Source organism: Holdemanella sp. (assembly GCF_056804935.1).
Window position 1 is genome coordinate 447 of sequence record NZ_DBMEXE010000026.1, and the last position, 11,972, is coordinate 12,418.

The window sequence follows — 11,972 nt, forward strand, 5'->3', positions numbered from 1 at the left end:
AAAAAGATGGTGCTGCAAGTACTTTATTAGATGATGTAATGCATAAAATGAAAGAAGAAAAGGATGTTTACTGCAAGATTCATGTCAAGACAAGCTTAAAGGTGGATCCTGCATTTGAAAAACCTGGAAAAACGATTCGTGTATGGCTTCCTATTCCGAAAGAATATGCGCAGGTTGAAGATTTTAAATTATTAAATACATCTCATAAAGGTCTAGTAAATGATAACAGTGTAGATCAAAGATGTGTTTATATTGAAAAACCATACGAAAAAGGTGAAGAATTCAGTGTAGAATATGAATTCATCAATCACATGCACTATGAAGAATTAGATCCTAGTATTGTGACGAATGAACATCCAGATACTTGTCTTGAAGAATATGCGCCACACGTTGTATTTACAGATTATTTAAAAGATGTAGTTAAAGAAATCATTGGTGAAGAAACAAATCCTTTATTAAAGGCTAAATTGATTTATGACTATATCACAAGTCATGTCACATATTCGTATGTACGTGCTTACGCGACTTTACCTTGTATTCCAGAATATATCACAACTGGATTGAAAGGGGATTGTGGTTTACAAGCATTGACATTTATTACTCTATGTCGTATTGTGGGCATTCCTGCCACTTGGCAAGCTGGACTTTATACTACACCAGAAACAATTGGCAATCATGATTGGGCCAGATTCTATGTAGCTCCATATGGATGGTTATATGCAGATTGTTCATTTGGTGGAGGATCATATCGTGCCGGAAACTTAGAAAGAAGAGATTTCTATTTTGGATATCTAGATCCATTTAGAACTCCATGTTCATCTAAATTCCAAGGTGCTTTTGTGCCAGCTAAAAACTTCTTGCCAAACGATCCATATGACAACCAAAATGGTGAAATGGAATATGTAGATGAAGCTATTCCAGGAAAATATATTATTAAAGAGACAAAGAATATCGAAATTGCCCTTATGGAGAATAAAAATGCGTAGGCCTATTATCGGTCTAACGTGTAATGAATTGGATAAAGAGAATTTACCTAAACAATTTATCAATGAAGCCTATATTAATAGTGTTATTCGTGGTGGTGGTTGTCCGATGATTCTTCCTATCACAAATGACTACGATACAATTCAAGCTCAAGTTAATCCATTAGATGGATTAATTGTGACAGGTGGAATTGATGTGAATCCTATGATTTATAATGAAAATCCAGAACCTTTACAAGGTAATTCAAGCTTAGATCGTGATTATTATGAAATGCGAGTATTAAAATATGCCAATGAAAAACAGATTCCCATTTTTGGAATCTGCCGTGGCATTCAGATGTTGAATGTCTATTTTAAAGGATCTTTGTATCAAGATTTATCGTATTGTAAAAGAAGTGTCATTAAACATGCGCAACAAGAAAAAAGAGAAAATCCAAGTCATAAGATCCATATTGTAAAGGATAGCTTTTTATATCCTAGCTTAAGTGATGAAGCTTATGTGAATAGTTTTCATCATCAGGCCATCAAAGATTTAGCACCAAAATTTAAAATTGCAGCTAAAGCACCAGATGGCATCATTGAAGCCATTGAACATGAGTCATTACCAATTTATGCCGTACAATTCCATCCAGAAGCATTGTCCCATAAATATGGTGAGATGCAAGATATATTCAATGTCTTTATCAAAAAGTGCGAGGTGAAATAATGCGTATTCAAGAAAACTTAGAAAAATCAAAATATGAGGCAGATGGCAAAATTAGTATTCAAGGAACAACCATTCCTTATCATACAATTTGTGAAGATCATTTCTTTGTAGATGAAGAAAATAATCCAGTCGCATCCATCTTTAGTTATGCCTATTTTAGAAGTGATATACAAGACAATTCTAAACGACCTATTCTATTTATTTATAATGGAGGTCCAGGATGTGCAAGTCTTTGGCTTCACATGGGATTATTTGGTCCTAGAATTGTAAAATTAGATGATGAACTCAATCTTCCTACTGTTCCTCCTTTTGAACTAGAAGACAATCCTCATTGTTTATTAGACTTATGTGATTTAGTCTTTATTGATCCAGTAGGAACAGGTTTAGGTCGTTTGATTCAGGAAAAGGCAAGAAAAGAATTTTATGAAACACATGGTGATGTTCGAAGTGTTTCAAAATTCATTGAACAATTCTTAGCTCGTTACAATCGAAGAAATTCACCAGTATTACTTGCGGGTGAAAGCTATGGTACTGCAAGAAGTGCCCTACTTGCAGGAGAGTTGATGGGTGCAGGTCCTGAAAAGGCCGATACGATGGGCATTAGTGTCAGTGGTATCTTCTTACTTGGAAGTTACTTTATTGAAAAGCTTCCGGTTGAAGCAAGTGCAACAGACTTAATCACAATGGCTGCCACAAATTATTTCCATAATCCAAAGGAAAATATTTCACAAAAAGACTTTATTGATGAAGCCTTTACATTCGCATCCACTGAATATGTCACAGCCTTATTTTTAGGGGATGCCTGTCCTAATAAAGAAGAAATTGCGGATAAACTAGCTTACTATTCTGGTATTGATAAAACATATTGGTTAAGACACCATTTACATATGGATATGCAGAAAGGCTTTGCGCATAAACTATTAGAAGATAAGGGCTTAGCTTTAGGATTCTATGACGGTCGTTATACATGGAATGATGATCCAGAAATCATGGAAGCCAATGTCATTGCGGATGATCCGGCCATGGGACAATATACACCTGCTTTCCAAACTGCCTATGGATTGATGCGCCAAGAATTAAATATCACAAGTGATCGTATCTCAAAAGGCTTAGTCTTTGATGTAAATATGACATGGAATCGTGAATTCAAAACAAGTCCTGCCCAATCCTTAGCTGGATGTATGCGAAGAAACAAACAGATGAAAGTCTTCTTTGCCTCAGGTCTATATGATCTTTGTACAACAGCTGGAAATGCCAGATATTTGGCAACCCATTCCAATCTAGATCAAAATCGAGTTACAATTGGTGAATATCCAAGTGGTCATATGGCTTATCTTGGTAAAGAAAGCTTTGATCTATTAGCCAAGGACATGCGTGCATTCTTTGAAAGTTGTATTTAACACAAAAACCGTCAAGCGACGGTTTCTTTTTTTTATTTATACTTTTTCAACATTTCTAACTTAAGATTCAATAACTTTTCACTTAAGTCTACATAATATTCTTGCGGATATACAAAACGTTTGATTTCATCCCAAATTGTAGCTAGTTCCTTTTCACTATATGCACGAATTTCTTCTAGGCTTGGAAGATCATATACTAGCTTACCATCTTTAAAAATTGGTACTAACATATCGCGTACTGTATACGTATTAGCAGGAATCACTTTGTATTTCCAACGTGACATTGGATGATAGATAGTTAGATCTTGCGTTGTATCAATCACTTCATCTTCTAATGTCAATAAATCGGCAATAGCCATACCTGTTTCTTTGTCCATGATACGATTTAAATTCTTCATACCTGGATTTGTCACTTTTTCAACATTGTCACTAATTTTGATTTTTGGAATCATATGACCATCTTTTTCAAGTGCCACCATTTTATAAACACCACCAAATACTGGCGAATTTTTTGAACAAATCAAGTTTTCACCAACACCAAACGAATCAATTTTAGCACCTTGTTGATGAATCAAAGATTCAATGACATACTCATCTAATGAATTGGATACAACAATCTTACAATCTTTCATTCCTGCTTCATCTAACATTTTACGAACTTTTTTAGAAAGATATGCCATATCTCCACTATCAATACGAACACCTTTTAAACGGTATCCATTTGGTTCTAAATAATCCTTAGCTACTTTAATCGCATTCATAATACCTGATTTTAAAGTAGAATATGTATCAATCAATAAAGTACATGCGTCTGGATATGTTTTGGCATAATACATAAATGCATCATATTCGGTATCAAAGCTTTGAATAAATGAGTGAGCCATTGTACCAAGTACAGGTACACCAAACTCTTTTCCTGAATACGTAGTGGCACTTCCTGCACAACCTGCAATATAAGCTGCTCTAGCTCCTAGAATGGCTGCATCAAAGTTATGAGCACGGCGTGCACCAAATTCCATAACCGCTCTACCTTCACTGGCTTGTACAATACGACGTGATTTTGTCGCAATCAAAGTCTGGTGATTGATAGCCAAAAGTAATGCCGTTTCTACAAGTTGCGCTTCAATAATTGGCGCTTTTACACGAACCAATGGTTCATGAGGAAATACAGGTGTTCCTTCTGGAATCGCATAAATATCTCCAGTAAAACGAATGGTTGATAGATATTCTAGAAAATCTTCACTAAATTGGTTTAATGAGCGCAAATAATCAATATCTTCTTTTTCAAAATGTAAATTAGAAACATAGTCTACAACTTGTTCCAAGCCTGCAAATACACAATATCCCCCGTCATCCGGATTTTTACGATAGAATAAGTCAAATACGACTTCTTTGTCTTTATTATCATTAAAATAACATTGACTCATTGTTAGTTCATAAAAGTCCATGACTAAACTTAAATTTCTCTTATCTTTCATTTTATAATCTTTACTCCCTTACTTCAGAAACAACCTGAATACCATTCATTTCCATCATTCTAAATGCGACATCATTCCAGAATGTGGCTTCATGTATTTCTGGTATATGATAGGTTTCTGTACAGTTTTCAACCACGACAATACGATATTCATTCATATTGTGTTCATTCAACCATGTGTTTAAGCTCAATACGAAATGAAGAACACAAAGATCTGTACAACATCCCGTCACAATTATATCACGATAATACTTCAAATCTGAATTTAGAAACTCTTCAAATTCTGGTGCCATAAATGTATTCGTACTGTTCTTTTTAATGACGTGTTTCACAAATGGCTTTAAAGAATCTACTACTTCAGCTTCTTCACTGCCAATTACACAATGCGTTGGAAACGAATTGAATTCACGCGTCTTTGGTGGATGTGAATCACATACAAAGACATTGTTGCAGTCTAAGCTTGTTAATAGATTTTCAATATTCTTTTCCACATTGCCAATGACTTCATCGTGTAAGGGTCCTATATTCACAAAGCCTTTGATCATATCGACCACAAATACTACGGGATCATTTAATTCATTTTTTTGAATGGATTTATAATTATTTTTTTCTAAACGTGCCATATATACCTCTAAACGAAAATAAGAGTTCTACGCTGAACTCTTATTCTTCAACTTCTTTGTTTGTTTTAAATTCCTTTAATTTTTCTTCAAGCATTGATTTGAATTCTGGATTTGCCTTAATGTAAGCTTTGGCAGCCTCTTTACCCTGACCAATTTTTTCTCCTTCATAACTGAACCATGCCCCTGCTTTTTTTACAATATTGGCATCGACACATAAATCTAATAGTTCACTAATGTAAGAAATTCCTTCGCCATACATAATTTCTAATACGGCAGACTTAAATGGAGGTGCTACCTTATTCTTAACAATTTTAACTTTTACTTTGTTTCCAACAATATCTGTACCATTTTTAATGGCATCCGCCTTACGAATATCCACACGAACAGAAGAGTAGAATTTTAATGCACGGCCACCCGGAGTTGTTTCTGGATTTCCATAAATAACACCTACTTTTTCACGAAGCTGGTTGATAAAAATAGCTGTACAATCATTTTGATTCATTGCTCCGGCAAGCTTACGCATTGCCTTTGACATCATACGAGCTTGTAATCCAACTTGATTATCACCCATTTCACCATCTAATTCAGCTTGTGGAACTAAAGCTGCAACACTATCCACGACAACCAAATCAACAGCTCCACTTTCAACAAGCATCAACATAATGTCTAAACCTTGTTCCCCAGAATCTGGCTGAGATAAAATCAACTCATCAATGTTGACACCTAAATTTTTTGCGTATACTGGATCAATCGCGTTTTCCGCATCAATAAAGGCTGCACGACCACCCTTTTTTTGAACTTCTGCAACGGCATGTAAAGCAAGTGTTGTTTTACCACTTGATTCTGGACCAAAGATTTCAATAATTCTTCCCTTTGGATATCCACCGATACCTAAAGCATCATCCAATAATAAACTTCCAGAAGGAATGGGTTCAATATCTACGGCTGCTCTATCCCCTAATTTCATGACAGAACCTTTACCATATTCCCTTTCGATTTCTGTTAGTACATCACTTAAAAGTTTATCTTTATTTGTTTCTACTTTTTCTTTTGGCATATATTCTCCTTTTGAATTGTTTGTATCAATATATCTATCATTTGACAAACAACATGCTCTCTTACATCATTTCTAGATAGACCTGTACATTGAAAACCATATACACGAACCGCTTTTTTAGAAGCAATAGCACAATAGACTCTTCCTGCTGGTTTTTCTTCCCAGGCACTCGGACCTGCGTTGCCCGTAAAAGACACACAATAATCCACATCCATAATTTCTCTTGTGTTTTTGGCCATGGCATAGGCACACTCTTCACTAATTACACCATAATTTTGAATTAAGTTCACATCCACATGAGCTAATACACTTTTCATTGGTGTAAAATAAGTCACTAAACCACCTTTTAAAATAGCACTTGCCCCAGGAATTGAAGCAATCGTACTCGTAAATAGGCCAGCCGTTAGACTTTCACAGCTAGAAATAGTCAAATGATTTTCTGTACATAAAGAAACAAGTTGTTTTGCCTCAGTCATTACATAGTCTCCAAAACGTATTTTTTCAATTGGTTGAAATAAATCCATCCACTATATAAAGAAGCCACTGTTGCTGCCCACAACAATATTTGGTCCATACAAATACCCATATAGACAAACGGCCAATCTTTCAATAACAAGAATACAAGTGCAAACATTTGTAGTACTGTCTTTAGTTTTCCAAAAATACCTGCACTTACAACTTCACCAGAATTAGCTGCGCTCATTCGTAAGCCATCAACAATCAAGTCTCTTGCGATCATAAGTAATACCGCAATCACATTGGCTTGATGAAAATAAACCATCAAGATCAAAACTGTGTTCACTAACATCTTATCTGCGATAGGATCTGCAAATTTTCCAAAAGAAGTAATCCAATTGTTCTTTCTTGCTAACATTCCATCAAAAAAATCTGTAATACTCGCAACCGCAAAAATCACAAATGCGATCACATCACGTAGTGCAAGACCACTTGCTTCATCTATAACACCAATAGTCGGGTCCATACATAAATATACAGCCACAACAACAGGAACTAATAAAATTCTAATAATTGTTAGTCTGTTCGGTATATTCATCTTGGCCATAAGTTACATCCTCCCCTTGTGCATATAGATTTTCATCTGTGTAACCATAATCATAATCGTAATCATAGTCACTATCCTCATATTCCGTTTCATCTTCTTCAACAGGTTTTTGGTATCCCTTACCAATTTGTAGTGTGATAACGGCAGGCTCACCCTGCTTCCAACCTTCTTTATCAAAAGAAATTTCTTTTCCATCAATAGAAATACTGTTATCTGAATATGTCTCAATACTAATTTCAAAAGTACAATCATCGGATAATTCCAAGCTCTGATTGAATGTACCCGTATATACTTTTGAAGTATCATTGATTGTTTCATCATTCTTTTTCAAAGTAATTTTTGTCTTTGTCGGTAACGTAATACTTAAATCCAATGTTTTTACATCCGATTGAATATTCGAAAGCTGATATGCGTTGGTTTCACCGCTAATTTTATTAACAACTAAAGCCTGAGCCTCTTTAGCTTTTTTACGCTGGTTTGCGAGTTTATTTGTCTCCTGTTCCTTTTTAGACAATTGCTCTTCACGAAGCTCTTGCTGCGTTGCTAGTTTTTGATTTGAAATCGAACGCAATCCCACATTGATCAAGGATAAAACTCCTAATCCAATGATTCCAATCAGGACAAGCATTTTGATGATCTTCGTCTGGTTTGCGTTCAATGAAGAACTTGTTCTACTGACATGTTTTTGAAACCATCCTAAAGATGATTTTTTCTTTTTCTTAGTCGTCTTTTTTGTCTTTTGAACACTCGCCATTTGTTCAACCATACGCCTTTGTGCCATAGTTAAAGCCATGTCTCTTTGATGCGCAAATTCATTGACATCCACATCAACTTCATCTGAAATGGCCTGCCAATTTACGCCAATCGCATCCGAATAGGCATGCACAAAATAGCGAACGAAAGATAGGTCATCGGAGAAAACATCAAGGTTGTGTTCTTCGATTGCTTGTATATATTGAGGCGCTAAACGCGTCTGATTTGAAACATCCTGAATGGAAAGTTTTAGGTTTGTTCGACGTTCTTTTAAGATGTGATAATAAGCCACTAAAACTCCCCCTTTGAAGTTTATTATAACAAATTCAAAGCAAGAATACCACGATGTGCTATAATTATTTACGAAAGGATGAATGAAATGTCACAACTTAATTTTTCAATCGGAACATTTTCTCAATGCATGAGTTTCTCTCCACAAAATATTAAAATCGATAATTTTGAAGACTACACCCTCTATTGTATTGACTGTGAAAATGTTCAACAATTTGACACAAACACACTAAAAGCCACTAGTCCTAGCGTCTTCTTTTTCTTTGGAAACTTTGAAAAAATAGGGCAAAAGTGCTGGCAGCAAATCTTTGCGATTGCGAAGGATTTCCCAAATTCTTATTGTTTCAATACACACCAAAGCCAAAAGAATTTTGCGGACATCTATTGTGCTACTTTACTTGGACAAATTGTTGCCAATATAGTCCCTAAAAAAATTCTTCTTGTCACAAATGATCAAGGATTTCAAGGTATTAAACAAGCCTTGTTGTTCCAAGGAAAAGATATCGACATTGAAATCTTACAGACAAGAGACCCGTTCTTGTTGCCTTTAAAGGAAGAAACGCCTAAGTCTCAACCAAAACAGACACAAAAACAAAAGAAACAAACAAATACCTCAAAGCCAAATGAAGCAAGTGATGAAGAAGTAATAGAAGCATTAAAGAAATATCCAAAAATCAATACCCGCTATGCATCTATTGATGATTTAAGTAAGTATCTAATGCCCATCTTAGCAAACAAACAAAAGAAGTGTAAACTTTCCAAATGGATTGAGAGTGACTACGCAAAAAAAGTTGGGCGCTATAAAAAAGATTCGAAAGGAAAATATTATAAATTAAAATGATAAAAACAATATATTTAGCTGGAGGCTGCTTTTGGGGTGTGCAGCACTATTTCGATCAGTTTGATGGTATTCTAAAGACGACCGTTGGCTATGCGAATGGTAATAGTGAAAACCCAAAATATAAAGATGTGAAAGCAGGACTTACAGGTCATGCAGAAACATTAGAAATCCAATATGATGACAACGTGATTTCACTTTCTAAAATTTTAGACTTATACTTTGACATTATTGATCCAGTATCCGTCAATCAACAAGGTGAAGATATTGGCATTTCCTATCGTACAGGTATTTATTATGTGGAAAAAATAGATTTAGAAATCATCCAATCTAAATACAATGAAATTCAAGAGAAATATGATTCAGCTCTAGCGGTCGAAGTTGAACCATTAAGAAACTTTTTTAACGCCGAAGAATACCATCAAAAATACCTGGATAAAAATCCAGGTGCCTATTGTCACATTCCTGCATCAAAATTTAAGAAGGGACTTTAATTAGCCCCTTCTTTTATTGTGCTTCCCGCAACATATCCTGTTGTCCATGCGATTTGTAAATTGTATCCTCCTGTTTGCGCATCCAAATCTAAAACTTCTCCAACAAATTTTAAGCCTTTAATTTTCTTAGACTCCATTGTCTGAGGCTGAATCTGATTTGTCTTGATTCCACCCACAGTTATCATAGCCTGATCAAATCCGGCAAAACTAGACACTTTAAAATCTAAACATTTCAATAATTCACTAATACTTCTTCTTTGTACTTTTGTTGTTTCATTGGCTTTTAAAGAATCATCAATATTTAAACGATTCATGATATATTGTACCAATCTCTTAGGTATCATCATTTCAAGTATGTGATTCAATTGTTTATTTGAAGAACGATTCATTCTTTCTAGTAAAAACGCATCCACTTCATCCATTGATTTATCTGGAATTAAATCAAATATGATTTTGTCAGGTTCTTTATGAATCACATAGCTTGACATGGCCAAAATACCTGGTCCACTAAAACCTTCATGCGTAAACAAAATGTCTCCCAATTGTTTATATAAAACTTTTTTATCTTTCTTTACTTGAATACCCACATTCTGCAAAGAAAGACCCGCTAAATCAAAGATTTCTTTTGTTCGTAAAGAAACCAATCCAGGATATAAATCACTGACTTTGATATCTAATGTATTCGCCCATTTATATCCATCGCCACTACTTCCAGTCGACACAAAAGACTTTCCACCTGTCGCAACAATTACTACATCAAACGAATACAAACCTTTATCTGTTTTGATTCCAACAACTTTATCATCTTCAACCATTAAATCTGTACATGCTTCATCCATATGTAGAATCACATTGTTTTTGCGTAATAATTCCACAAACAATAAAACAACATCCTGACTTGAATTCGAGCCAGGAAACATACGCCCATGATCTTCTTCAATGGTAGGTAAACCATTGGATTTTAAAAATTGGATCATATCCAAATTAGAGAATTGTGAGAAAGAACTATATAGAAATTTTTCATTATGCACAATATGCTTGAAAAATTCATCCTTTGAACAACTGTTTGTAACGTTACAACGTCCATGTCCTGTAAGTTGCAACTTCTTTCCTAATTGTTTATTTTTCTCAAACAACTCCACTTGGTGACCGACTAAGCTTGCGGTATAGGCAGCCATCAATCCAGATGGTCCTCCACCAATTACGCATACTTTTAACATAAAATCCCACTTTCTTCTAAATAGATAGCTAAACCATCATGTTCATTATCTTGTTTTGTGATGGCATTGGCGCAAGCCTTTGTATCATCCGTACCATTGATCATACAAACACCACAACCTGCTACTTTTAACATATCATTATCGTTAGATGTATCTCCAAAGGCCATAACATCCTTTATGTCTAAATCATTTAGTTCGCATATTTTTTGTAGTCCATATCCCTTATTGATTCTTTTATCACAAAATTCAAGTAATGTGGATTGCGTTTTAAAGCCATGATAATAAGGATTTGGATGCTCTTTTACCCAAGCTTCCGCTTTAAGCATATCCTCTTCTTTCATACGGAACATGATTTTTGCGTTTTCATGTGCATAGAAATCTTCTAATTTTACAACTTCCAATTCCTTATGCGATGTAGAAGCCGAATGAATCATCCAATCATCAATATGAACACAACGAATCTTTCCATCCCAATATATCATTGGGTTACATTTAACAACATTCATGATTTCCATGGTTTCTTTTAACCATTCCTTTTTCATCATGAAATAGCTATAGAATTTTTGATGTACACCATCCCATAATTCTGCACCATTCATCCCTACCACAAAATCAAAGTCAAAAGGTAGATTCCAATACTCTTTATTGCGTTTTAATTCATCGGCTGGACGTCCTGAGGCAATCCCAAAATAAATACCTTTTTCATGAAGCTTGATCAAAGCTTCTTTTGTCCTCGGTGTTAATTCTTTCTTTTCATTGACTAATGTGGCATCAATGTCACAAATCACTAATTTTGTCATCACTTTAAATCCTCCAATTCATAAGTAAATCCTTCTCCATCGACTTCATGAACACTATTTACAATAATAAAAGCTCTTGGATCTAACTGCATGATTTCGTGTTCTAAATTCGAATACATTTTTTGTGGAATTACAATCATCAATACAGGTTTGGATTCATTTGTATATCCACCCTTACCTTCTAAAATTGTAACACCACGCTCCATATTGTTTAATACATGATTTTTAATATCAAACCATTTATCTGAAATAACCATACAGTTGATT

The 11,972-nt window shown here is 34.8% G+C and carries 14 protein-coding genes; 5 read left to right on the plus strand and 9 right to left on the minus strand.

Features of this window, described 5'->3' with window-relative positions; translation table 11 throughout:
• The 3 genes from ACZQCL_RS02405 to ACZQCL_RS02415 all read left to right on the plus strand — a co-directional run.
• The coding region (locus ACZQCL_RS02405) for a transglutaminase-like domain-containing protein (protein WP_482481769.1) at nt 1-986 on the plus strand (986 nt) is incomplete at its 5' end.
• Entirely contained in the window at nt 979-1,689 is a 711-nt protein-coding gene (locus ACZQCL_RS02410; RefSeq protein ID WP_419032542.1) for a gamma-glutamyl-gamma-aminobutyrate hydrolase family protein, read from the plus strand. The genes ACZQCL_RS02405 and ACZQCL_RS02410, both read left to right, overlap by 8 nt.
• The gene (locus ACZQCL_RS02415; RefSeq protein WP_227991005.1) at nt 1,689-3,089 is read left to right on the plus strand and encodes a S10 family peptidase; all 1,401 of its coding nucleotides are present in this window, start codon (nt 1,689-1,691) and stop codon (nt 3,087-3,089) included. Before ACZQCL_RS02410 ends, ACZQCL_RS02415 begins: the two co-directional genes overlap by 1 nt.
• Before the next feature lie 32 nt (nt 3,090-3,121).
• Here the strand turns inward: ACZQCL_RS02415 and ACZQCL_RS02420 are convergent, their stop codons facing one another.
• The 6 genes from ACZQCL_RS02420 to ACZQCL_RS02445 are packed head-to-tail and all read right to left on the minus strand — an operon-like array spanning nt 3,122 to nt 8,354.
• A complete protein-coding gene (locus tag ACZQCL_RS02420; protein WP_482481770.1) occupies nt 3,122-4,567 on the minus strand; it encodes a nicotinate phosphoribosyltransferase in 1,446 nt (481 codons plus the stop codon).
• Nucleotides 4,568-4,577: 10 nt separating this feature from the next.
• Complete coding sequence (locus ACZQCL_RS02425; protein ID WP_227991003.1) at nt 4,578-5,189, minus strand: cysteine hydrolase family protein; 612 nt, start codon at nt 5,187-5,189, stop codon at nt 4,578-4,580.
• Between the two features lie 40 nt (nt 5,190-5,229).
• Entirely contained in the window at nt 5,230-6,246 is a 1,017-nt protein-coding gene (gene recA / locus ACZQCL_RS02430; protein WP_117572661.1) for a recombinase RecA, read from the minus strand.
• Nucleotides 6,228-6,722, minus strand: coding sequence for a CinA family protein (locus ACZQCL_RS02435; RefSeq protein WP_288523346.1), 495 nt, complete (start codon nt 6,720-6,722; stop codon nt 6,228-6,230). The genes recA and ACZQCL_RS02435 overlap by 19 nt, the downstream gene beginning before the upstream one ends.
• Nucleotides 6,722-7,309 (minus strand): CDP-diacylglycerol--glycerol-3-phosphate 3-phosphatidyltransferase, encoded by a 588-nt coding sequence (pgsA, locus tag ACZQCL_RS02440; RefSeq protein ID WP_286162746.1) that lies wholly within the window; start codon nt 7,307-7,309, stop codon nt 6,722-6,724. Before pgsA ends, ACZQCL_RS02435 begins: the two co-directional genes overlap by 1 nt.
• Entirely contained in the window at nt 7,269-8,354 is a 1,086-nt protein-coding gene (locus ACZQCL_RS02445; protein WP_482481771.1) for a helix-turn-helix domain-containing protein, read from the minus strand. Before ACZQCL_RS02445 ends, pgsA begins: the two co-directional genes overlap by 41 nt.
• An 87-nt stretch (nt 8,355-8,441) precedes the next feature.
• Between ACZQCL_RS02445 and ACZQCL_RS02450 the strand changes: the two genes are divergently transcribed.
• Both ACZQCL_RS02450 and msrA read left to right on the plus strand, forming a co-directional pair.
• A complete protein-coding gene (locus ACZQCL_RS02450; RefSeq protein ID WP_227990999.1) occupies nt 8,442-9,194 on the plus strand; it encodes a hypothetical protein in 753 nt (250 codons plus the stop codon).
• Nucleotides 9,191-9,685 (plus strand): peptide-methionine (S)-S-oxide reductase MsrA, encoded by a 495-nt coding sequence (gene msrA / locus ACZQCL_RS02455; protein WP_333882598.1) that lies wholly within the window; start codon nt 9,191-9,193, stop codon nt 9,683-9,685. The genes ACZQCL_RS02450 and msrA overlap by 4 nt, the downstream gene beginning before the upstream one ends.
• Here msrA and ACZQCL_RS02460 read toward each other — a convergent pair.
• From ACZQCL_RS02460 to ACZQCL_RS02470, 3 genes are all read right to left on the minus strand, one after another.
• Entirely contained in the window at nt 9,682-10,905 is a 1,224-nt protein-coding gene (locus ACZQCL_RS02460) for a BaiN/RdsA family NAD(P)/FAD-dependent oxidoreductase (RefSeq protein WP_482481772.1), read from the minus strand. The two genes, msrA and ACZQCL_RS02460, sit on opposite strands and share 4 nt — an antisense overlap.
• The gene (locus ACZQCL_RS02465; protein ID WP_418562004.1) at nt 10,899-11,705 is read right to left on the minus strand and encodes a Cof-type HAD-IIB family hydrolase; all 807 of its coding nucleotides are present in this window, start codon (nt 11,703-11,705) and stop codon (nt 10,899-10,901) included. Before ACZQCL_RS02465 ends, ACZQCL_RS02460 begins: the two co-directional genes overlap by 7 nt.
• Nucleotides 11,705-11,972: YitT family protein (locus ACZQCL_RS02470; protein WP_482481773.1), on the minus strand; the 268-nt coding region annotated here is incomplete at its 5' end. The genes ACZQCL_RS02465 and ACZQCL_RS02470, both read right to left, overlap by 1 nt.

Excerpts from the sequence above, each read along its gene's own strand:
- ACZQCL_RS02410 (WP_419032542.1), top strand. The coding sequence starts at position 979 with ATGCGTAGGCCTATTATCGGTCTAACGTGTAATGAATTGGATAAAGAG.
- ACZQCL_RS02415 (WP_227991005.1), top strand. The coding sequence starts at position 1,689 with ATGCGTATTCAAGAAAACTTAGAAAAATCAAAATATGAGGCAGATGGC.
- ACZQCL_RS02420 (WP_482481770.1), bottom strand. The coding sequence starts at position 4,567 with ATGAAAGATAAGAGAAATTTAAGTTTAGTCATGGACTTTTATGAACTA.
- ACZQCL_RS02425 (WP_227991003.1), bottom strand. The coding sequence starts at position 5,189 with ATGGCACGTTTAGAAAAAAATAATTATAAATCCATTCAAAAAAATGAA.
- recA (WP_117572661.1), bottom strand. The coding sequence starts at position 6,246 with ATGCCAAAAGAAAAAGTAGAAACAAATAAAGATAAACTTTTAAGTGAT.
- ACZQCL_RS02435 (WP_288523346.1), bottom strand. The coding sequence starts at position 6,722 with ATGACTGAGGCAAAACAACTTGTTTCTTTATGTACAGAAAATCATTTG.
- pgsA (WP_286162746.1), bottom strand. The coding sequence starts at position 7,309 with ATGGCCAAGATGAATATACCGAACAGACTAACAATTATTAGAATTTTA.
- ACZQCL_RS02450 (WP_227990999.1), top strand. The coding sequence starts at position 8,442 with ATGTCACAACTTAATTTTTCAATCGGAACATTTTCTCAATGCATGAGT.
- msrA (WP_333882598.1), top strand. The coding sequence starts at position 9,191 with ATGATAAAAACAATATATTTAGCTGGAGGCTGCTTTTGGGGTGTGCAG.
- ACZQCL_RS02460 (WP_482481772.1), bottom strand. The coding sequence starts at position 10,905 with ATGTTAAAAGTATGCGTAATTGGTGGAGGACCATCTGGATTGATGGCT.
- ACZQCL_RS02465 (WP_418562004.1), bottom strand. The coding sequence starts at position 11,705 with ATGACAAAATTAGTGATTTGTGACATTGATGCCACATTAGTCAATGAA.